Origin of the sequence: Aquibacillus sediminis, assembly GCF_005870085.1 — a bacterium.
In the GTDB taxonomy this organism is placed as follows: Bacteria; Bacillota; Bacilli; order Bacillales; family Amphibacillaceae; genus Aquibacillus_E; species Aquibacillus_E sediminis.
This window is the reverse complement of the sequence record NZ_SZNM01000033.1, coordinates 17,791-39,742: the sequence shown is the minus strand read 5'-3', so window position 1 is coordinate 39,742 and position 21,952 is coordinate 17,791. Positions and strand designations below refer to the sequence as shown.

Below are 21,952 nucleotides of genomic sequence, written 5' to 3'. Positions count from 1 at the left end.
GACCCCGCAGTGAGGGACGAACGAGGAGGCTCATCAGCCACCCATGGAAAGCGTAGTGTTTTCCGCAGCGGCCTATTATCACTCGTCATATATATAGGAAATTGAAATTTACTGCGCAGTATATAGCTACTATGCAAAAAAGTACATTTCAAAAATCCAAAACTAGGGAAATACTGTTTTCTTTAATGTGGGTAAAACAGAAAATCTTTGCTTATTATCGCATTTTTAGCTAATAAAGTAGAATGGTAAAAAACGAATTTTCCCAATTAACAAAATCATTTGAAATATCCAATCTTGATTGTTGTTTCTGTTTTGAAAATAGGTTATATTAGTAATGAAATCAGTGCTCAAGTTTTTGCAGCACGGGGATAAGTGTTAAGTAGGATAAGTGAACTACTAATGGGGGTATAAGACGTGACACATGAATCTAGTGAAAGATTCTGGCAAAATTTTCATGGTCCAAACATGGGGTATGTAGAAGAACAATATGAAGTCTATTTGGAAGACCCAGCAGCTGTTGACGCATCATTAAAAGATCTATTCGATGTGTACGGTGCTCCAGTATGGGTAAAACAAGGGGGATTTTCACAAGAAGAAACAAATACAAAACAACCTACATCAAATGACATTAAAAAGCTTACCTCAGCAATGAAACTTGTTGAGGCTATTCGACGTTACGGACATTTAGAAGCAGACATTTATCCTGTTGGCGCACAAAAGGAAAGGCATTCACCACTAATTGATCCAAAGTCTTATCAACTGACGAACAAAGATTTGGAAGCGATTCCTTCAGAGTGGATTTGGGAAGATGCGCCACAAAATGTGAAAACTGGATTAGATGTTGTGAATGTATTGAAAAAGAATTATGCAGGAACGATATCATTTGAATATGATCATGTAAACAATGATGAAGAACGAAAATGGCTTCAACATAAAGTGGATACAGGATCCTACCAAGTCGGTATGGATCGTGAAGAAAAGAAAAATTTACTACAAAAGCTAGCAGATGTAGAAGGCTTTGAAAACTTTTTAGCTAAAACGTTTGTTGCTCAAAAACGATTTTCCATTGAAGGATTAGAAGTAATGGTCCCGATGTTGGATCGGATCGTTCAATATTCCTTTTACGATGAAACAGAAGATATCTTAATGGGAATGGCGCACCGTGGTCGACTAAGTGTGTTGACACATATTTTAGGAAAGCCATTTGATAAACTTTTCTCAGAATTTCATCATTCCGGAGATAAAGAGTTAGTTCCTTCTGCAGGTTCTCAAGCGATTACGTATGGATGGACTGGGGATGTGAAATATCACTTTGGTGCGGAAAGAAAAGTAGGGGAAGAAAAGCCATCTCCAACGCGTATTACTTTAGCACATAACCCATCCCATTTAGAATTTGTCAATCCTGTTGTAGAAGGGTTTACGAGAGCAGCACAAGATTATCGTTTTCAAGTCGGCTATCCAAAGCAAGATACGAATAAAGCATTAAGCATTCTTATTCATGGGGATGCTGCATTTATTGGGGAAGGCGTTGTCGCTGAAACATTGAATATGAGTGCGCTACGTGGTTATCAAACAGGTGGAACGATCCATTTGATTGCGAACAATTTAGTTGGTTTTACAACGGGTCAGCAAGAAGGAAGATCGACAAGATATGCAAGTGATTTAGCAAAAGGCTTTGAAATACCAATTGTGCATGTAAATGCAGATGATCCTGAAGCATGTGTATCTGCAGTGAAACTTGCCTATGAATATCGTAAAAAATTCCATAAAGATTTTCTAATTGATTTGGTTGGTTATCGTCGTTATGGTCACAACGAAATGGACGAACCGCGCGCAACACAACCGCAATTATATAAAGATATTGATCAGCACCCGACTGTATCAACTGTTTACTCTAACCGCCTAAAAGAAGAAGGCGTTGTAGAAGACAATACGATTAATGAAATGAAGGATGCCGTTTTTAATAAGTTAAAAGGTATCTACGATAACATGAGAGAAGACAGTACAAGTGAACCTGAAGCGAAACCAGTTCCACAAGCCTTGCGTAATGGCTTGTCAGATATAGAGACTGCGGTTCCATTAGATCAGTTAAAAGCATTGAACAAGGGATTACTCAAACGTCCTGAAGGTTTTCAAGGTTTTAAAAAGCTGGAGAGAATTTTAAACAAACGCGGAGATGCATTAGAAGATGGGAATAAAGCTGACTGGGCAACTGCTGAAACCCTTGCTTATGCCTCCATTTTACAAGATGGTATACCGATTCGATTGACTGGTCAAGACTCTGAACGCGGTACATTTGCGCACCGACACCTAGTGTTACATGATGTGAATACAGGGGAAACGTATTGTCCAATGCATGGATTAGAACAAGCGAAGGCGTCTTTTGATATCCATAATAGTCCATTGTCAGAAGCAGGTGTGCTTGGTTTTGAATATGGGTATAGCGTGCAAGCTCCAAAGACTCTTGTTTTATGGGAAGCACAATTTGGTGATTTTGCAAATGCAGGCCAAGTTATTTTTGATCAATTTATTGCAGCGGGACGTGCGAAGTGGGGCGAAAAGTCAAATATGGTCATGCTGCTACCACATGGCTATGAAGGTCAAGGTCCGGAGCACTCAAGTGCGAGATTAGAACGTTTCTTGAATTTAGCTGCAGAGAATAATTGGATTGTTGCGAATGTAACAACAAGTGCACAATACTTCCATTTATTACGTCGCCAAGCAGCCTTAGTGGATAGTGAATCTGCTCGTCCACTAGTCGTGATGACACCGAAAAGTTTACTTAGAAATCAACGAGTGGCCTCGGATGCAAAAGAGTTTACAGAAGGTAAGTTTAATCCATTAATTCCACAACCAGGGTTACCTAAAACGACAAAGAAAGCAAAGCGTTTAGTGATTGGTAGTGGAAAAGTAATGGTTGATATTGAAGAGGCTATGAGTAAGTCCAAAAACTTTGACAATATCCATATTTTACGATTAGAACAAATTTATCCGTTCCCTCAAAAACAAATTGAGCAAGTATTAAAAGCTTGTTCCAATGTGGAAGAGGTTGTTTGGGTACAGGAAGAACCAAGAAATATGGGAAGTTGGAACTTTGTCAAAGAACCACTATTTAAAATGTTGAATGAGGATCAAGAGTTAATTTATGTTGGTCGTTGTGAACGATCTTCACCAGCTGTCGGTGAACCAAACATACACAAGACAGAACAAAATAGAATTGTACATGAGGCATTAGAGCTGTCTAAAGGAGGAGATTTCAGTGAAGGAAATTAAAGTCCCAGAATTAGCAGAATCTATTACAGAAGGTACGATCGCAGAGTGGTTAGTCAAAAAAGGAGATCAAGTAGAATCAGGGGATCCAATAGTAGAACTAGAAACAGACAAAGTAAATGTTGAGGTGAACTCCGACTACAGTGGTGTGGTTGCCGACCTTTTAAAAGAAGAAGGTGAAGATGTAGAAGTTGGAGATGTGATTGCAAGTGTCGACGAATCTGGTCAGGCTGGTGGTGGAGCATCTGAAACTGCCTCTGCTCCAGAGCCAGAACCACAGAAGCAAGAAGAACAAAAACAAGCGGCGGCAACAGCAACTGCTGAAGCACCAAAAGCAGAACAACAATCAGTAGAAAGTAACCAAGATGTGATTGCTTCTCCTGCTACCCGTAAACGTGCGCGTGAACTAGGAATTAATCTTAGTGATGTCTACCCGCGTGATCCATTAGGTCGCGTTCATCCTGAGGACCTTGAAGCTTATGTGAAACAGGCTGCAACGAAAGCGGAATCAAAACCAGAAAAGAAAGAAGCGTCCAAAGCTTCGGAAAAGACAGAGTTTGATAAACCGGTAGAACGTGTGAAAATGTCTCGTCGCCGTCAAACGATTGCGAATAAACTCGTGGATGCCCAGCACAATGCAGCGATGTTAACGACTTTTAATGAAGTAGACATGACTTCTGTTATGAAGCTTCGTAGTGAACGCAAAGATAAATTCCTAGAAAAGCACGGGGTTAAACTTGGATTTATGTCCTTCTTTACGAAGGCTGTCGTGGCAGCATTGAAAGATTTCCCATTAATTAATGCTGAAATCCAAGGTAACGAAATTGTGATGAAGAAATTCTATGATATTGGTATTGCTGTTTCTACTGATGATGGATTAGTAGTTCCAGTGGTAAGAGATGCTGATCGACTAGATTTTGCTGGGGTAGAAGAAGAGATCGGTCGTCTTGGTAAAAAAGCACAAGATAAGCAATTACAATTGTCTGACCTTCAGGGAGGATCGTTTACAATAACAAACGGTGGTATTTTTGGCTCATTATTATCCACTCCAATTATTAATGCGCCACAGGTTGGTATTTTAGGAATGCACTCCATCCAAAAACGACCAATTGCGATGCCAGACGATTCTATTGAAGTTCGTCCAATGATGTATATTGCTTTATCCTATGATCATAGAATTATAGATGGAAAAGAAGCAGTACAATTCCTAGTACGTATTAAACAGTTACTGGAAGACCCATATGATTTATTGCTAGAAGGTTAATGAAATATATTAGATAAAAGCGCTGACCTGTTGTGTGCAGGTTAGCGCTTTTATTGTTTTTATTTTGGTAGATCAACCATAACCATTACATATCGGATTTAACTAAATTGTCACGGTAAGTTCGATCAGAAAAAGAGCGCAAATCAACCGAGAGCAAAGCAGTCACAGTTGATTCCAATTAGTCTAACTACACTTTTTTACAAAATGTTTAATCAAATTGGAAATGCCTGCATAGAATGGTAGTAATATTAGAAAAGCATAGCGTATTAAAGCAGTGGCTATGTTTTCCTGGTAAAACTATTAATCCTAGGAGGAGGGGAATTGCTTGGCTGATTCTAAGAATTTTGTGATTTCAGAAGAAGATTGGTCCCTCCACAGAAAAGGGTATGATGACCAAAAGCGCCACCAAGATAAAGTGCAAGACGTCCTCAAGAAAAAGCTCCCCGATTTAGTTAGTGAAGAGAACATCATAATGTCTAGAGGGAAAGATGTTGTCAAGATACCAATCCGCTCATTAGACGAATACAAAATCCGCTATAGTCAAGACAAGAATAAACATGCAGGCCAAGGCGATGGTGATAGTGATGTCGGTGATGTCATAGCCAAGGATGGAAAACCACAAAAGGCACAAGGAAAAGGCGAAGGGGCCGGGGATCAACCAGGTCAAGATTATTATGAAGCTGAAGTCTCATTTGAGGAATTAGAAGAGCAGTTTTTTAGTGAATTGGAACTTCCAAATTTACAAGAAAAAGAGAAAGATAATATTGTAACGACAGATTTTGAATTCCGAGATATTCGCAAAAAAGGTTTACAAGGGAACATTGACAAAAAACGTACGATGTTAGAAGCATTTAAACGAAATGCAATGGATGGTAAGCCACAATTTAATCCAATTTTTCCTGACGATTTACGTTATAAAACATGGGAAGATATCGAGAAACCAGAATCAAAAGCAGTTGTGTTAGCGATGATGGATACAAGTGGTAGTATGGGATTGTGGGAAAAGTATATGGCTCGTAGCTTCTTCTTTTGGATGACGCGCTTCCTACGTTCGAAATATGAAACGGTTGAAATTGAATTTATTGCCCACCATACCGAAGCAAAAGTAGTGGATGAGGAATCCTTCTTTACTAAAGGAGAAAGTGGTGGGACGATCTGTTCTTCAGCCTATCGCAAATCGTTAGAATTAATTGAGCAAAAGTATTCACCAGCAAGTTATAATATTTATCCATTTCATTTTTCAGATGGAGACAATTTGACGTCTGATAATCGACGTTGTGTGCCACTAATTAATGAATTAATCGAGCATGCAAGTATGTTTGGGTATGGCGAAGTCAATCAGTACAATCGTCACTCCACATTAATGCAAGTGTTTAATAAAATCGAAAATCCAAAGCTGCAGTCCTATGTGTTAAGGAAAAAAGCTGATGTGTTTTATGCGATGAAAAAGTTCTTTAGTCAACAACAAGAAGAAATGAAAGTGTAAAGGTATTAAAAAAGGGTCTGATATCCATAAATAGATATCAGGCCCTTCTATTTATCCTTTTGCAACGAACATTGGTAAGTCAGTATGTCCCATTTCCCGTACATAAACAAAAAGATTTCCTTTGTGATTAATCTCGTGATCAATTGCCATGTCAATTACTTGAGCAGCAGGTAGCTTTGCTCCAAGGATGTCTGTTAAATCAATGATCTCTTCGAAGTCTTGATCTGATAAAGACTGTAATAGTTTAACGGTTTTATTCGTATACGTTTCAGCTAGTTCGACTAAGTCAACGGCTTCCCCTTGTTGATGAAGCACTTCAGGTGTTTGCTTCGCAGCAGTAGCTGTAAATTGGTAGAATGATTGTAGCATATGTAAGGCAAGTTCTTGTGCTGACATGGATGTTGGTGTTGGCTTATAGTCATAGTTTTCTTTCTCCATTTTACCAATCAATGTGTTGGTTACTTTTCGATGGGATAAAAAATAGTCTATATAATGCTGACTTTTACTCATATATACCTTCCTTCCATTTAATGATATAGTTAAAATGTAAATGAAGTAGTAGAGATAGTCAAAGAACCTGTTTCGGATGAAATGATTTATCACGGGCAACCTTCTATAAGATTCCGATTTCAAAACATCTAATGGTTCGCTTTTGCCCTAATTGGTTCGAGGGCCTACGGGTCACTCCTTGTGGTACTAACACGCTGTGGGGAAGACCAAAACCCCCTACTGATTGACGTTTCACTTTATAATAGAGTTTAAAAAAAATAGAAAGGATTCGTATTATTATGAGACAACCACCAAGTGAAAGAATTGCCAAGGATGCTATCCAAGCATGGAAGCTTGTGGCATTGTTATGGCTTGCTGTACCGATTCTAATTACAGTCGGCCTGTTTTTATTAGCTTACTTTTTTGACTTTTCCTATTGGTTAGGTGTTATAGCCCTTATTTTGAGTGTGATCGAAGGATTAATTACAGTCTTTCTTATTCCTAAGTTACGTTGGAGAAGATGGCGCTACCAAGTGTTTGAACAAGAGATTTATATTCAGCATGGGATCTTAGTTGTTTCGCGAACCTTAGTACCAATGATTCGAGTTCAGCATGTTGATACAAAACAAGGGCCGGTGTTAAAAAAGTACGGTCTATCTAGTTTAACCATTTCGACTGCAGCAACAACTCATGAAATTCCTGCACTTTTAGAAGAAGAAGCTTCCGATTTACGTGATCAAATTTCTGAGTTAGCAAGGGTGGAGCAAGATGATGTCTAATCCAAAACGATTACACCCAGCGGCGATGATTTTTACGGTTATTTCTAGTTTACGACAATTTATTGTTGCAGCATTACCTTTAATCATCTTGTCCATTGGAGAAGGTCCCTTTATTTATGGTGTTATTGGAGTTGCTGTTTTTTCCATATTATTAATAGGTTACGGCATTTTATCCTGGTTCCGATTTACCTACGTATTGGAAGAGGATCAAATAAGAATTGAACAAGGTGTACTGATCAGAAAGAAACGTTCGATTTCCAAAAGTCGGATTCAATCAATTGATTTAACCCAAGGGGTCATCCATCGTATCTTTGGATTGACAAAGGTGCAAATCGAAACGGCAGGAAGCGATCGTGATGTTGATGCAAGTTTAAGTGCTGTTACATTTGACGAGGGGAAGTACTTGCATGAGCAATTAAAGCAGGTTAATGAACCAAACATCAAGCAACAGCAAAATGTGAATCAGCCCGAGGATCCGTCTATCTTTCCATCTCGTTCTATTTCGGTCAAACGGCTAATCATTGCAGGTTCGACATCAGGAAGTTTTGGTGTGATTCTAAGTTTATTTGTTGTATTTTTTTCGGAATTGGAAAGTGTCATTCCAGCGACAGTCTATCAAGAAGTAACGGGTTGGATCGTGGTGCAAGCGATTGAAATCTTGGTTGGTCTAGCCATTATGGTGCTATTGTTTCTATGGGGAATTGGTATTCTAGGAACGGTCATTAAATATGGACAGTTTACGATTACAAGGTATGAAAAGGAGTTATATATCACACGAGGATTGTTAGAAAAAAGACAGATGACGATTCCTCTGAAACGAATTCAAGCGGTTGGTGTTAAGCAGTCATTGGTCCGTCAGCCATTAGGGTATACGACAGTATTTGTTGAAATTGCTGGTGGGGTGCAAGATAATAATAAAAACACGGAAACACTGCTTTTTCCATTATTAAGGAAAAGTGAGGTAGTAGCTTTTTTACAAGAAATTTTACCAGAATATGAGCAAGTGCCAACAGATTTCATCCAAGTGCCAAAACGGGCGTTGCCATATTATCTTCTGCGAACAGCATTTGTGCCATTGGTTGCTGTTATTGTAGTAGCTGTGTTAGGACTTGAATGGATATGGATTCCACTGGTGATCCTTGCTATCGCATGTTCGTTAGGGTTTGCACGTTTCCAAACAGCAGGCTTTCATTTATCTGAACAGCAACTTACATTACAAATGAGACTGTTTAGTAAAGAAACGATTTTTGTAAAACAACGCCGTGTTCAATCTTTAGAAATAAAACAACACATTTTACATCGCAAACAACAGCTAGCAAATGTAAGTCCGTCGATTTTAAATAACTTTGGCGGAAAACATTATCTTGTTCAAGAGCTGAACCAATCCGATGTAGAACGAATTGCAGATTGGTATTCTTATCAAAAAGATTAGAAACGCACTGTTCCAACAGGGACAGTGCGTTTTTTGATGAAAAGTTTAAGTTATAACAATGATTAGCTATTCTCTCAAATGTCAAAAAAACAAATAAATTTGTCGGAATGGATTGAAAAAAGTCTAAAAAACGAATATTATAGTATGTGTTGTTATAAAACATTCGTAAAAAATAAGGGGATACATATGGAGAAACTATTTAAGTTGAAACAAAATGGAACAAATATACAAACAGAAGTTTACGCTGGATTTACTACTTTTCTTACGATGGTATACATCATAGCGGTTAACCCTGTTATCTTATCAAGTGCCGGAGTACCATTCGATCAAGTGTTTATGGCCACAATCATTTCAGCCGTGGTCGGAACGCTCATTATGGCGTTTTTTGCTAATTATCCGATTGCAATTGCGCCAGGTATGGGATTAAATGCGTATTTTGCTACTGTTGTTGCATCGGAAGGTTTATCTTATCAAGTGATCTTTGGTGCTGTGTTTTTGGCGGGGCTATTATTTATTTTATTAAGTTTAACAAACTTGCGAGAAACATTAATTAAAGCCATACCTTCTTCGTTAAAATATGGGATTACAGCCGGGGTTGGTTTATTCATTGCATTTCTAGGGCTGAGAATGTCTGGCATCGTCCAAGACGATGAGGCTAACCTAGTTGCGTTAGGAGATCTTCATCAAGGTGTGCCGTTGTTGACGATTGTAGGTTTATTTGTAACGTTGATTTTACTAGCTTTGAATGTAAAGGGTGCACTATTTGTTGGAATGATTTTAACTGGGGTGATTGGTTTCTTCACCAACCAATTAAGTTTCGATGGAGTTGTTTCGGTTCCACCAACACCCGTGTTTTTTGATGTTGATATTGGCGGTGTATTCTCACAAGGCCTGTATGCAGTTGTGTTCGTATTTTTACTGATCACGCTTTTTGATACGACGGGGACGATGGTTGGAGTTGGAGAGCAAGCAGGATTTATTAAAGATGGCAAATTACCAAGAGCTAGAGCAGCATTAATGGCAGACGCGGTTGCAACAACGACTGGTTCTGCTTTTGGGACAAGTCCATCAACGGCTTATATTGAATCTGCAGCAGGTGTCGGTGCTGGAGGTAGAACAGGTCTAACCTCATTAGTTGTTGGAATTTTGTTCATATTATCGATGTTCTTCTCGCCGGTGGTTGCGGCAATTTCTAACTTACCAGCAATTACGGCACCAGTGTTGATTATTGTTGGAAGCTTTATGATGGAAGGGTTAGCACGAATTGATTGGAAGTCGTTTGATGAGGCATTTCCAGCCTTTGCTATTATTTTAACAATGCCATTGACATCAAGTATTGCGACTGGTATCGCTGTTGGTTTTATTACGTATCCATTATTAAAGTTGGTAAGTGGAAAAGGAAAACAAGTACATTGGGTTTTATATTTATTTGCAATTATCTTTTTAATCCAGATGATTTTCTTCCCAGTTCATTAAAGTAGCAGGAGACCTTCTATCGTTTATCGTTTAGGAGGTCTTTTTTTGTTATAAAATTTTGTGCAGATAAATTAGTTTGGTAATCAAATTGAAGATAGGTGTAAAAAAAGTTTGTCTAATTTTGAAACATAATCAATAGGGAATTCGTCTAACCTAATGTAATAATTCACTGAACGAGATTGGGGGATCGATGATGAAAAGATTTAAGTTTGTACTATTGTTATTCCTTCTATCTCTATTTGCAACTGCTTGTTCGGAGCCTATACCTGAAGGCTTTTATGATTATAATAAAGAGAAGGTGGAGGCGGCTGTTAATGAACTTTCGTTTCAACCGCAATTGCCAAAGTTCGTTCCAATAGAGGTAGATTTTTTAATCTCAGATCAATATCAAGATACGGAAACGGAAGCAGAAGCGTTGGATGTGAGTTTTTATACGAGTGATAATGACTTACTATCGATTCAGTTTATAAATGGTGAAGCAGAAGGATCATTCTTTCAACCAGAACAAATCCAAATAGACGAGCAAGTAAGTGGTCAATATGTTGATAACACTTATGCTAAAATTTTATTTTGGCACAATGATCACATTACTTATAAAATGACATACCGTGCAAGTGCTGATGACCGACAACAGCAACAAAATAACAAAGTAACAAAAAATGACCTACTCAAAGTGGCGCAATCCTTTGACTCTTAAGACTAGGTAAGTTTTATTGAAAAATCCCTGGATAGAAGTAACATTCTATCCAGGGATTTTTATTCGTAGAACAAAGTTTTAAAATCAGCCGATGGAGAGCCCGTCACAGCAGATTTGGCCATTAAAAACAGGATGAATCTGCCGAGATAACTTTTCTCCATATTCAATCGCCGAGATTCCTTACTTATAGTATGGTTTAGTAGCACATTCATATTTCCTCCGTTCATTGGGAATATCTAAACGTAGACCAAGAAATGAAACGGAGGGAAAAACGTGGGTATATTGTTAGGGATATTAGCAATAGCGATTGTGATCGGAATTGCATTTTTAATGTCGAATGATCGAAAAAATATAAATTTCCGCGGTGTCTTAATCATGCTTGGTGTACAGGTGATTACAACTTGGTTTATGTTCAAGACAACAATTGGTAGTTGGATTATTCGACGGATTTCGGATGTATTTAATTTGTTAATTGAATATGGTAATGAAGGTGTTGGCTTCGTTGTTGGGGGTTTTGAAATTGGAGAAGGCGGTGTATTTTTCTTTAATGTTTTATTATTAATTATTTTCTTTGCTACCATTCTTTCGGTATTAACCTATCTTCGTATATTGCCAACTCTTATTAAGTATTTAGGTGGTTTGATTTCCTTCATCACGGGGTTACCTAAAGTGGAATCATTTAACGCGGTCAATAGTGTTTTCTTTGGACAATCAGAAGCATTAATTGCGATTAAGTCACAGTTCCACCATTTAGACAATAATCGTTTATATATTGTTAGTGCGTCTGCAATGGGTTCTGTATCTGCATCCATTATTGGAGCATATATTCAAATGTTACCAGCGGAATATGTGTTAGTGGCATTACCGCTAAATATGTTAAGTTCATTAATTATTGCATCCGTTATAGCTCCAGTAGCAGTTAAGAAAGAAGACGACCAAGTTGAAATTAAAGAAGTTTCTGATTCGAAAAGTATTTTTGAAGCAATGGCGAATGGTGCTTTAGATGGTGGTAAGATTGCGCTCATTGTAGCAGCAATGTTAATTGCCTTTATTGCATCATTAGAGTTGGTCAATGCCATTATCCAAACCGTCTTTGCTGGAATCACAATTCAAGAAATATTAGGTTACGTTCTATCCCCGATTGGTATTTTAATGGGCATTGCACCTAGTGAAGTAATTGAAGCTGGTGGAATTATGGGTACGAAAATTGTTACCAACGAATTCGTAGCCATGGGAGAATTAGTACCATTAATGGAAGTTTTCTCTGAAAAAACGGTAGGGGTAGTATCTGTTTTCCTAACTAGTTTTGCTAACTTCTCTTCCATCGGTATCATTGCAGGTACTGTTCAAGGTATTGATGCAGACAAAGGAGCAGCAGTCTCCCGGTTTGGGATGAAACTTTTAATTGGTGCGACATTAGGTTCGATTCTGTCTGCAACAATGGCAGGGTTATTTTTATAAACAAGAAAAAGGAGAACGTTGATGACTTGGACAACGTTCTCCTTTTACATGAAGAAGGATACCTCGCGTAAAACTTACGCTGGATATTATATCTAATCTGACAAATATTTTGTAATGAGCTTTCTTTGTAAATACAGCAAACGACCAAACAAGGTAATAGCTCCTGCACTTAGCCCAATTGTAATGCCAATCCAATAACCAAATGGACCGAAGTCTGTGAAATTAGCGAGTATCCAACCACTTGGAAGCCCAATCAACCAATAAGAAACAAGTGACATCCAAAACGTAATACTTACGTCCTTATATCCCCTCAACGTACCTTGCAGTGGGGCGCCAAATGCATCAGCAAACTGGAAAAAGATGGCATAAAATATAAACTGTGTTGTTAATTCGACCACTTCAGGGTTGGTATTATAAAGACGTGCAACTGGTTCATCAAATGTATACAAAATAAAACCTGCAATAAACGCGATTACCACACCAGTTGAAATTCCAATGTATGCATATGTTCGCGCGTCTTTAATTCGTTTAGCACCAACTTCAAACCCGACCGCAATCGTAAGGGTCATGGCAATCGTTAAAGGTACCATGTAAAGAAACGAGGCGAAGTTCATCGCTGCTTGATGTGCTGCAATCGTATACGTGCTGTATACACTCATAAACAGCGTGACAGCAGAGAAAATACTTACTTCAAAGAAAATCGACATCCCGATCGGAACACCAATTTTTAATTGTTCCCACCATGCACGTAATGAAGGTTTCGACAACTGGCTAAAAATCTTGTGTGTTGCAAATGGACGTACTTTCATAATAATCCAAATCGCGATTGCGCAGCAGATCCAATATGTTAGGGCTGAAGCAATGCCGGCACCAATCCCACCAAAAGCAGGAAGGCCAAGTTTTCCAAAGATAAAGACATAATTAAACAAAATATTAAGTGGTAAAGATAATAAAATGATGACCATCGATGTACGTGTTTGACCAAGTGCATCGATATAGCAACGGAGTAAATTAAAAATGAACAGCGGAACAATCCCGAGCCCAATAGTTAATAAATAATATTTGGCTACATGTCTTACTTGGGTCTCTAAGTCCATGTGATTTAGGATGGGATCGACTGCGAATAAGCAAATTACGCCAACGATTAAACCCAATCCGATTGCTAAGTAAACCCCTTGGCGGACATTTTCGGGTACTTCTTGTTCGCGTTTCGCCCCCACCAATTGCGCAACAATTGGTGAGAGAGCCATTAAAATGCCATTAATTCCAGTTGAAATCGGAACCCAAAGACTGGAACCAATCGCAACACCAGCGAGTTCTTCGGCCCCAGCGTTCCCAGACATAACCGTATCGAAAAAATTCATTGCATACATACTTACTTGTGTTATTAAAATAGGTATAAGGATAACTAGGAATAATTTTATTTTTTGTTTGATTGTGTTAGTTTCGTACAAAATGCTCTTCCTTTTTTACGTATTTTCCATTAGGATAAAGAGGATTATAGCATAGAACATATACATTACATATAGTGTGAACTAAAAAAAGGGGCGTCATAGCATGAATGAGAAACGGATTTTGTTTACTGGTGGGGGAACGGCAGGACATGTGATGGTGAATCTGGCAATTATTCCCGTTTTTCAACGAGAAGGTTGGAAGGTTGACTATATTGGTTCCAAAAATGGAATTGAACGGGAATTGATCGGTCAACTTGACAATGTCACCTATCATCCAATCTCAACTGGAAAATTAAGGAGATACTTCTCCAAAGAAAATTTTAAGGATCCGTTTAAAGTATTGAATGGTACGATGCAAGCCTATCGCATAATTGGGAAAACGAAACCATCGGTGATCTTTTCAAAAGGTGGCTTCGTGTCTGTTCCGGTATTGGCTGCAGCGTGGATGAAAAGAGTACCTGCAGTGATTCATGAATCCGATTATACACCAGGACTTGCTAATAAACTTGCGATTCCATTTGCCAAAAAAGTATTAGCCACATTTCCTGAGACAATAACGTATTTACCAGAAAAAAAAGCAGAATGGATAGGTGCGGTGGTTCGCGAACAATTATTCCGTGGCAGTAGAAAACAAGGACTGGAACTTGCCAATTTAAAAGGAAAGAAACCCGTATTATTAATTATGGGAGGAAGCGCTGGTGCTAGACGCATCAATCAAGCCGTTCGTGAACAACTTGATTCCTTATTAAAAGATTTTGAAATCATTCATATTTGTGGGAAAGGAAATGTGGATGAAAGCCTAAAAGTCGAAGGATATGCCCAGTATGATTATGTCAATAAGGAGCTAAGTGACTTGTTCGCAGCAACTGATTTTGTCCTATCACGAGCAGGGGCCAACGCGATTTTTGAATTTTTAGCATTAAAAAAGCCAATGCTGTTAATTCCTTTATCCAGGGAAGTTAGTCGAGGAGATCAAATTCTAAATGCTAACTCATTTAAAAAGCAAGGCTATGCGCAGGTACTAGAAGAAGAAGACTTGACTGGTGATCGCTTGTTAGAAGAATTGAAACAATTAAAAGCGAGTAAACATGATATGCTGAAAAATATGAGAAACTACGAAAGTCATCAAGCCAAGGACAAAGTAATACAAGTGATTAAATCAGCAAGTAAAAAATAACCGCATCCCATTGAATCCAAACTGCGGCAACAAAACAGATCAGTAGTGCACATATGCTGTATTATGTACATTAGTTTAATTTAGTTACGTTTGCACTGATTGAAAAGAGTGCTATGAGATCGCTACGGCAGAATACTACGCTTTCCGCGGGCACGGCCTCAGCCTCATCGTGAAGATCGCACTGCGGGGTCTTCGGACTCGTGCTGTTCCTGCAGGACAAGGAACGCTACGGCAGCGATGCATCGCACGAAGAAAATTGAACTTTATTTTCGAGGAGTCTCCGTATTCTGCCTTCGCTGGTATAAGTTTTCTGATGAGTGATAGATGAAATACTCTATACACCAAAAATAAAGAATTTACTTTAGTGCACATAATACAGCTTATGTGCATGAACAATTTTTTATAGAGATTCTCAAATAATCAATAAATAAGAGTACGTAGCGGATTTATCTTCATTAAACAGAGTTTGAAGACTACATTGAAAGGACCTAACAAAATGAAACAACCTATTTGCATGTATTGTCATAAACCGATACAGAAAAGAGACCAGCTAGTAACTGCTTCGAACATGCTAAGGATTAAGCCGTATCACTATGTTTGTTTTAAGGAAGTGGAACAAGAAGTAAGTACAATTTGGAATTTATGGACACCAATTAATAGTGCATCGGGGAATATTCGATTTGTCTTAATACTAATCATAGCAATCTGGTTCCTCGTTACCGATGTGTTAGGTGGTGTAGGGGATTTAATTGTTCTGTTAGCCACTTACCCGATTGTGGTGCGAATGGTATCCTTTTTTCTGTATGAACAACGATTACCGAAGTAGGCCATGGTTGGCAATAGTCACCCAATAGAATTGAAAAATCGATCATTGAAGAACGGTTGCTACTAGGCAACTGTTTTTTATGTAAGATATTTACACTCTAGAAGTTTGAGATAATGTATGAAAAAAAACGTAAATACGCAAGATCTAAAGAAAAAGCCGTAAACGCGCAGGATCTTTGGAAAAAGCGCAAGATAATGTAAGAAGAAGCTGTAAATACGCAAGATCTAAAGAAAAAACGCTAGATGATGTAAGAAAAAGCCGTAAACGCGCAGGATCTAAAGAAAAAACGCTAGATGATGTAAGAAAAAGCCGTAAACGCGCAGGATCTAAAGAAAAAGCGCTAGATGATGTAAGAAAAAGCCGTAAACGCGCAGGATCTAAAGAAAAAACGCTGGATGATGTAAGGAAAAGCTGTAAATACGCAGATCTAATAAAAGTGTATGAAAAGTGTAATATTCTGCCGGAACGATTGTCTAATACTAAGCATCCCTTTTCTCTTTCCTATTCCGCTTATATCCTCTAAAATAATAGATGTAAACTGATACATGGAGGGGATTTTGAATGAGTTTGACAACTACTACAAAGCTACATAATGGTGTTGAGATTCCAGTAATCGGTCTTGGTGTGTATAAGGTAGAAGCGGGAACAGATGTATACCAAGCCGTTTCCTCTGCTCTAGAACAGGGGTATCGTCATATTGATACGGCCTCGTTTTATCAAAATGAAGAGGGGGTAGGCAAAGCGATTGCTGATAGTGGTATACCTCGAGAGGAAATCTTTGTAACAACAAAAGTTTGGAATGATGAGCAAGGTTATGACAACACGCTTGCCGCGTTTGATCGGAGTTTAAATCGTCTGAACATGGACTATGTGGACCTATATCTTGTTCATTGGCCAGTACCAGGTAAGTATAAAGAAACGTGGAAAGCATTAGAAACCATTTATGAACAAGGGAAGGCTAAAGCGATTGGTGTAAGTAACTTCCTTCCTCACCATTTAGACGACCTCATCCAAGCTGCAACCATCAAGCCAATGGTCAATCAAATTGAACTACATCCACAGTTAGCCCAAGTTGAAACAAGACAATATTGTAAAAATAACAACATCATCGTTGAAGCATGGGCACCTTTAGGTAAGGCAAGCTATTTTGATGATCCTGTCCTACAAGAGTTAGCAACTAAATATAATAAAACACCTGCACAAATCATTGTTCGTTGGGATTACCAAAACGGTATTGTTACCATCCCTAAATCAGTGAAAGCTACTAGACAACAAGAAAATGCTGCTATTTTTGATTTTGAACTGACAGACGAAGATATGGAAAAAATCGATAGCATCAATCAAGACAAACGAATTGGCTTTCATCCTGATGAGTTTCCATATTAATGTGATTGCCCCACGAGTACAGCCATTGTTATAGGGGCTTTATCCCAGTGGAACCATCCGTAAGACTCCGCTACCAAACATGATTTAAAACGGAGATGTTTAAGCGTGAGTAAACGATCGCTTTCACTTCGATCTGTTCAAGGGCCTGCGGGTCTCTCGCAAGTGGTACTAACACTCAGTGGGGAAGAGCAAAAACCCCACTGAGTGAAGTTTCACTTTATTATGGAAGACATTCAATTACTCTATCACCCCGTGTCGAATGATATTGACATTGACATTATAATTGATCGTTGTAGTTGGAAAGAGTTCACGCCACTTTTCATCTGTCAAATCCTCATGTTTTGTTTCCGCGTTATAGTGGGTGCCAAATCCAATTGGATCAACATTTAATTCTTTTAATTTATTTGTGAGTTGTTCATATTGTTCTTCAAATTTTCTTGACATCTCAGTCTCCAATAAATTTAAGACTTTGTCACTGTCAATTTTGATCGGCTCGGAGGACTCCATTAATCGTGCCTCAAGATCAACATTTACTTGATAATGCAGTTGTTTTTTATCTTCTAATGAGATGTCTGCACTACTCCTAATTTCATCTAAAGTTAGGTACAAATCTTCTTTTGGTTGTTCATCTGTATCATTTTGTATAAATGGGTCGAAAGGAGCGCGAGGTAGTATTATTTCCCTTTTGCCAGCCCGAAAGTCTTCAATAATTAATTTCACTAAAAAGGTTTCATCAGGTGAAATGGATGCAACATATTGGTCCTGTTGAAATAAACCAATTTGATCAATTACAGGTTTATCATTTTTAATTGTTATGACAGGTTGAATTGGATCAACACCAGGGTCGTCTACATTGTGTACGAAATCCATAAAATTACTTTTGGGCAAAATCTCTTCTCGAATGTTATTTTCAAATAATTGATCGAGAAATTTACTGACATCTGTAATGCCTTTGCTCATCAGGATTTCTTTTGCTGTTGGTTCGCCTACAGCTATATAAATATTAGCTGGCTCTTCTGCATCACGTAAATGTGGACTTAGTAGGCGCATGATGCCTTTTTCTGCCATCTCTTTTCCAAATAATTTCAAGCTAATGTGCCCTGTGACAAGTTTATAGCTTGTTTTTAAGTTAGCGGCACTGATCGCGTCTAGATAGGTGCTTGATGTACTTTCGATTGTTTGCATCGGTTGTGGTGCCTCAGGATCAAATTGGGTGTACAATATGGTATTGTCAAGGGTACCTTCTTCTTCATCTAAGAGATCAACTCCATAGCTTGTTATAATCCCTAGTTGTTCTATTTGCTGACCTGGCACACAACCGGAAAGGCTAAGCATGACTAAACAAAGTGTCATTACGATCCGTATCAATTTTTCCCCTCCTTTTTTAATGCTTTCTTAATTCGTACGAGAGGATACAAGATAATTGGGTAAATAAAGGTGAGCCAAAACCCGATTTGACCAACGTAGCTGGTATAATTAGTTATCATTACCTGTTCTTTCATTAACCCACCACCAATAAATAAAAGAAAACAAATGATAAATAACGTTTTCTTTTGACGAATGTTATACATTCTTTTCATTCCGTAAGTCATCATCCATGTTAGCAAAATCATCACTGGTAGAACGACCATCATCCAAGCAGTTACCACAATCAAATCAAATCGTTCAATGATTTCATAAGAAATAAACTTATAAAAGATTAAGATGGGCCAATATGAATCAGCTAAACGTTCACGTCCCATAAAGCCAATCGAAATAATCGTTACTAATAAAAGAAAAAGCGCAGTGATGGCAACGCCAAGTTGAGATGGAAGTTGCGCTTTTTTCTTGTCATCGATAAACGGATAGATAAAAAGCACCACTTCTAACCCTAATAAGGAATAAGACGTAGCACGTGCTCCTTCCATTAATTCCATTGGAGATGCTTCAAAGAATGGTTGAAAACGGTGCAAATCCATTTCCAAAAGCGGGTGATAAAGAAAAAATAGGATATATAAAGTTGAGACAAAGAAAACAAATGCTACACCAACAATTACCCTTATCCCACCTAAGACCGAATAAACAACTAATATAAGAAGTAAGAAACTTAAAAGCCAAGGGGATAAAATTGGGTGAATAAAGTATTGAACGATTTGTATGTAATTAATTAAAACACTTAACAAACTCGCGAATATATATATAATAAAGATTGTCCCTAGTAATTTACCAATCAATTTGCCAAAGAGGTCTTGTTGAATTCCAAAAATATCTGTATTTTCATATTGTTTTAACGTTAAGAACATCATAAAAACGACAAAATGGACGAATAGTCCAGCGATAATCACTGATAACCATCCATCCTGTTTCGCTTGTTCATAAATATAACGAGGGGCCCCAATTATCCCGGTACCGGTTTGGATATTTACTAAAATAAAAAATAAATAGAAGGACTGGATCCGAGAACCATGTTTGACTTTCACGTTCACATTCATATTGTTATTCCCCCCAATCCTCTATATCTTTAGGCTTCTTTGATTTCCTTTCTTGATAACGTATAGGATCTTTGGTGTTTAAAGCGATACTTCTCCTGTTACTAATCGAAAATGGTAAACGAAAAAGAGAGTTATCCAAATCTTTAAAAATAAATGGATAAACAGGTAAGAAATAGGGACGTCCAAGTGATTTAAGTTTTAATAAATGAATGATAAGTAAACAGATCCCGAATGTTACCCCAACTAAACCAATAAGACCAGCTAATAGGATAAGCGGATAGCGGATGACGCGTACAGCCGATCCCATTAAATAACTTGGGGCGGTAAAGGAAGCTAATGCACTCATGGCAATAACAATAATGAGCACACTACTGGTTAAGCCCGCGTCAACGGCAGCTTGCCCTAATACAATACCCCCAACGATCCCAATCGTTTGACCAACTTTCGTTGGCAGGCGTGCCCCTGCTTCACGCAGTAATTCAATAATTAACTCGAGAAATAAAACTTCTAATATCGGGGGGAATGGCACTTGTGAACGTGATTCCCCAAGCGTAACTAATAAATTTGTAGGAATTACTTCATAATGATAGGTTACCACTGCAACATAGACAGGTGTTAAAACAAAAGAGATAAACATGGCTGCGAATCGTAACATACGAAAGAATGTCGCAACACTCCACCGAAAGTAAACATCTTCAGTGGATTCAAAAAAACCCCAGAATGTTGTAGGGGCAACAATTGCTTCTGGACTTCCATCTACTAATACCCCAATTTTTCCTTTACTCACACCATAGGAAAAACGATCGACTAATTCAGTTAGGTAAAACAACGGAAAGACTGTCTTGTTCGTATCTTCAATATATTGAACTAGTACAGAGGCATCCTCAAGGTCATCTATTTTTAGGTTATTCAAACGCTGCCGCATCGTTTGCACGTCTTCATCATTGGCGAGTGATTTTAAATATACAAGCCGAACTTCCGTCGGCAATCGAGCCCCTATGTTAAATGATTCGGTGACAAGTTCGTTTGATTGGACACGTGACCGTACGACATTTAAATTGGTTTCTAACGATTCAGAGAAAGCGGATTGTGGACCAACTACAATCGACTCTCGTTCAGGTTTCTCAACCGAACGCCTTTCATTTTTTGAAATCGAGTAGGTGATAGCACTTTTTTCGTTTTCAATATAGACAACGACACTGCCTTTAATAAGTTGGCTGCAAACCTGTTCAATCGTGTCGTACTGCTGTCCATTTCCAATTGGTAAATTCGTTTCCAAACGAGTGGTGGTCCATTTTTCCTTGCTATCAATAAGTGGTGCTAAAAGGTTAGAATCTACTTGTGTCTGTTCAATTAAATAAGAAATATAGCAAACAACAATCGTTTGGTCCTGAACATTCACTTCTTTAAATATTAAACTAGATTCGTTTTGAAGTTGTTCCTGGATTGCTTGTTTTGTCTGTTCTGATTCTAGAGGGAAGTGTACCTCGTTTTTAGTTTTAGGTTGTTCGTAAGCTAATTGTTTACGTTTGCGTTTTCTAATCAATTGTGTTTCCCCCTGTATAGACAGTACTATAAGTAGTATGGGGGAAGGTTGTGATTTTTATGTACATAAGAATAATTTGTAAGGAAGAGATGAGGGAAAAGCCTCCATTTCAGAGACTTTTAGTTTTCATAGCCTTTATTAACGACATCAAGTTTTCCTGTGTGTGGATCAATGACAAGTCCGTGCACTGGAGTGTCTTGTGGTAAGAGAGGGTGTTGGCGGATAAGGTCAACACTATGTTGGACAGAATCTTCGACATGATTAAACCCTTGAAGCCAATCTTTTACATTTATACCTGCATAATGTAATGTTTGAATCGTATCGTCTGTGATTCCTCTTTGTTTCGCTTTTTCGAGCATCGCATTTCCATCAAACCCCTTCATACCGCAATCGTGATGACCAATCACAAGAATTTCATCTGCTTGTAATTCATATACTGCTACTAGTAAGCTACGCATGATACTGCCAAAAGGTTTTTTTATGATGGCACCGGCGTTTTTTATAATTTTAGCATCGCCGTTTTTAATATGTAGTGCATTAGGTAATAACTCTACTAAACGTGTGTCCATACAGCTGAAAATAACAATACGTTTATCAGGGAATTTATCTGTTTTGAAAGGTGTATATTTTTTTTCTTTGGTAAAAGCCTCATTGTAGGCAAGTAATTCATCTAAGTACATGTTTTTCCTCCTTGGTCTGTTTTGTCAATGGATTTATTCCGCTTTAACAGGCTGTAAG

Annotated in this window: 18 protein-coding genes; 12 read left to right on the top strand and 6 right to left on the bottom strand. The window is 38.1% G+C overall.

Annotated elements, in window-relative coordinates; translation table 11 throughout:
• The first annotated feature begins 414 nt into the window (after nt 1–414).
• The 3 genes from FCI53_RS19310 to yhbH all read left to right on the top strand — a co-directional run bounded on the left by FCI53_RS19310 (nt 415) and on the right by yhbH (nt 6,020).
• Complete coding sequence (locus FCI53_RS19310) at nt 415–3,273, top strand: 2-oxoglutarate dehydrogenase E1 component (protein ID WP_281279569.1); 2,859 nt, start codon at nt 415–417, stop codon at nt 3,271–3,273.
• The gene (gene odhB, locus FCI53_RS19305; RefSeq protein ID WP_138420639.1) at nt 3,260–4,534 is read left to right on the top strand and encodes a 2-oxoglutarate dehydrogenase complex dihydrolipoyllysine-residue succinyltransferase; all 1,275 of its coding nucleotides are present in this window, start codon (nt 3,260–3,262) and stop codon (nt 4,532–4,534) included. The genes FCI53_RS19310 and odhB overlap by 14 nt, the downstream gene beginning before the upstream one ends.
• A gap of 325 nt (nt 4,535–4,859) precedes the next feature.
• The gene (yhbH, locus tag FCI53_RS19300) at nt 4,860–6,020 is read left to right on the top strand and encodes a sporulation protein YhbH (protein WP_138420638.1); all 1,161 of its coding nucleotides are present in this window, start codon (nt 4,860–4,862) and stop codon (nt 6,018–6,020) included.
• A 51-nt stretch (nt 6,021–6,071) separates the two neighbouring features.
• On the opposite strand, the gene FCI53_RS19295 is transcribed toward yhbH, so the two are convergent.
• Nucleotides 6,072–6,530, bottom strand: a complete 459-nt coding sequence (locus tag FCI53_RS19295; protein ID WP_138420637.1) for a DinB family protein — start codon at nt 6,528–6,530, stop codon at nt 6,072–6,074.
• A gap of 278 nt (nt 6,531–6,808) precedes the next feature.
• Between FCI53_RS19295 and FCI53_RS19290 the strand changes: the two genes are divergently transcribed.
• The 5 genes from FCI53_RS19290 (at nt 6,809) to FCI53_RS19270 (ending at nt 12,354) form a co-directional block, all read left to right on the top strand.
• The gene (locus tag FCI53_RS19290; protein ID WP_138420636.1) at nt 6,809–7,288 is read left to right on the top strand and encodes a PH domain-containing protein; all 480 of its coding nucleotides are present in this window, start codon (nt 6,809–6,811) and stop codon (nt 7,286–7,288) included.
• Nucleotides 7,281–8,720, top strand: coding sequence for a PH domain-containing protein (locus FCI53_RS19285; RefSeq protein WP_246050159.1), 1,440 nt, complete (start codon nt 7,281–7,283; stop codon nt 8,718–8,720). Before FCI53_RS19290 ends, FCI53_RS19285 begins: the two co-directional genes overlap by 8 nt.
• 186 nt (nt 8,721–8,906) lie before the next feature.
• Nucleotides 8,907–10,196 carry an NCS2 family permease gene (locus FCI53_RS19280; protein ID WP_138420634.1) on the top strand — a complete coding sequence of 430 codons (1,290 nt, stop codon included), beginning with the start codon at nt 8,907–8,909 and terminating at the stop codon, nt 10,194–10,196.
• 193 nt (nt 10,197–10,389) lie between these two features.
• Entirely contained in the window at nt 10,390–10,893 is a 504-nt protein-coding gene (locus FCI53_RS19275) for a hypothetical protein (RefSeq protein ID WP_138420633.1), read from the top strand.
• A gap of 273 nt (nt 10,894–11,166) precedes the next feature.
• Nucleotides 11,167–12,354 carry a NupC/NupG family nucleoside CNT transporter gene (locus tag FCI53_RS19270; protein WP_138420632.1) on the top strand — a complete coding sequence of 396 codons (1,188 nt, stop codon included), beginning with the start codon at nt 11,167–11,169 and terminating at the stop codon, nt 12,352–12,354.
• A 92-nt stretch (nt 12,355–12,446) separates the two neighbouring features.
• Here the strand turns inward: FCI53_RS19270 and FCI53_RS19265 are convergent, their stop codons facing one another.
• Nucleotides 12,447–13,808 carry an MATE family efflux transporter gene (locus FCI53_RS19265; RefSeq protein ID WP_138420631.1) on the bottom strand — a complete coding sequence of 454 codons (1,362 nt, stop codon included), beginning with the start codon at nt 13,806–13,808 and terminating at the stop codon, nt 12,447–12,449.
• 103 nt (nt 13,809–13,911) lie between these two features.
• Here FCI53_RS19265 and FCI53_RS19260 point away from each other — a divergent pair, with 103 nt between their 5' ends.
• The 4 genes from FCI53_RS19260 to FCI53_RS19245 all read left to right on the top strand — a co-directional run bounded on the left by FCI53_RS19260 (nt 13,912) and on the right by FCI53_RS19245 (nt 17,197).
• Nucleotides 13,912–14,985, top strand: coding sequence for an undecaprenyldiphospho-muramoylpentapeptide beta-N-acetylglucosaminyltransferase (locus FCI53_RS19260; RefSeq protein ID WP_138420630.1), 1,074 nt, complete (start codon nt 13,912–13,914; stop codon nt 14,983–14,985).
• A gap of 496 nt (nt 14,986–15,481) precedes the next feature.
• Nucleotides 15,482–15,811: a hypothetical protein gene (locus tag FCI53_RS19255; RefSeq protein ID WP_138420629.1), complete on the top strand. Its 330-nt coding sequence runs from the start codon at nt 15,482–15,484 to the stop codon at nt 15,809–15,811.
• Nucleotides 15,812–15,986: 175 nt separating this feature from the next.
• Nucleotides 15,987–16,334: a hypothetical protein gene (locus FCI53_RS19250; RefSeq protein ID WP_138420628.1), complete on the top strand. Its 348-nt coding sequence runs from the start codon at nt 15,987–15,989 to the stop codon at nt 16,332–16,334.
• 38 nt (nt 16,335–16,372) lie between these two features.
• Entirely contained in the window at nt 16,373–17,197 is an 825-nt protein-coding gene (locus FCI53_RS19245; protein ID WP_138420627.1) for an aldo/keto reductase, read from the top strand.
• A 237-nt stretch (nt 17,198–17,434) separates the two neighbouring features.
• Here the strand turns inward: FCI53_RS19245 and FCI53_RS19240 are convergent, their stop codons facing one another.
• From FCI53_RS19240 to FCI53_RS19225, 4 genes are all read right to left on the bottom strand, one after another.
• Nucleotides 17,435–18,565 carry a Ger(x)C family spore germination protein gene (locus tag FCI53_RS19240; RefSeq protein ID WP_138420626.1) on the bottom strand — a complete coding sequence of 377 codons (1,131 nt, stop codon included), beginning with the start codon at nt 18,563–18,565 and terminating at the stop codon, nt 17,435–17,437.
• Nucleotides 18,562–19,668, bottom strand: coding sequence for a GerAB/ArcD/ProY family transporter (locus FCI53_RS19235; RefSeq protein WP_138420625.1), 1,107 nt, complete (start codon nt 19,666–19,668; stop codon nt 18,562–18,564). The genes FCI53_RS19240 and FCI53_RS19235 overlap by 4 nt, the downstream gene beginning before the upstream one ends.
• Before the next feature lie 4 nt (nt 19,669–19,672).
• The gene (locus FCI53_RS19230) at nt 19,673–21,214 is read right to left on the bottom strand and encodes a spore germination protein (RefSeq protein WP_246050158.1); all 1,542 of its coding nucleotides are present in this window, start codon (nt 21,212–21,214) and stop codon (nt 19,673–19,675) included.
• 119 nt (nt 21,215–21,333) lie between these two features.
• Complete coding sequence (locus FCI53_RS19225; protein ID WP_138420624.1) at nt 21,334–21,894, bottom strand: beta-class carbonic anhydrase; 561 nt, start codon at nt 21,892–21,894, stop codon at nt 21,334–21,336.
• Between the last annotated feature and the right edge of the window lie 58 nt (nt 21,895–21,952).

What these genes read in the sequence shown, in the direction of transcription:
- FCI53_RS19295 (WP_138420637.1), bottom strand. Translation starts at nt 6,530, where the DNA reads ATGAGTAAAAGTCAGCATTATATAGACTATTTTTTATCCCATCGAAAA.
- FCI53_RS19290 (WP_138420636.1), top strand. Translation starts at nt 6,809, where the DNA reads ATGAGACAACCACCAAGTGAAAGAATTGCCAAGGATGCTATCCAAGCA.
- FCI53_RS19285 (WP_246050159.1), top strand. Translation starts at nt 7,281, where the DNA reads ATGTCTAATCCAAAACGATTACACCCAGCGGCGATGATTTTTACGGTT.
- FCI53_RS19280 (WP_138420634.1), top strand. Translation starts at nt 8,907, where the DNA reads ATGGAGAAACTATTTAAGTTGAAACAAAATGGAACAAATATACAAACA.
- FCI53_RS19275 (WP_138420633.1), top strand. Translation starts at nt 10,390, where the DNA reads ATGAAAAGATTTAAGTTTGTACTATTGTTATTCCTTCTATCTCTATTT.
- FCI53_RS19260 (WP_138420630.1), top strand. Translation starts at nt 13,912, where the DNA reads ATGAATGAGAAACGGATTTTGTTTACTGGTGGGGGAACGGCAGGACAT.
- FCI53_RS19255 (WP_138420629.1), top strand. Translation starts at nt 15,482, where the DNA reads ATGAAACAACCTATTTGCATGTATTGTCATAAACCGATACAGAAAAGA.
- FCI53_RS19245 (WP_138420627.1), top strand. Translation starts at nt 16,373, where the DNA reads ATGAGTTTGACAACTACTACAAAGCTACATAATGGTGTTGAGATTCCA.
- FCI53_RS19235 (WP_138420625.1), bottom strand. Translation starts at nt 19,668, where the DNA reads ATGAATGTGAACGTGAAAGTCAAACATGGTTCTCGGATCCAGTCCTTC.
- FCI53_RS19225 (WP_138420624.1), bottom strand. Translation starts at nt 21,894, where the DNA reads ATGTACTTAGATGAATTACTTGCCTACAATGAGGCTTTTACCAAAGAA.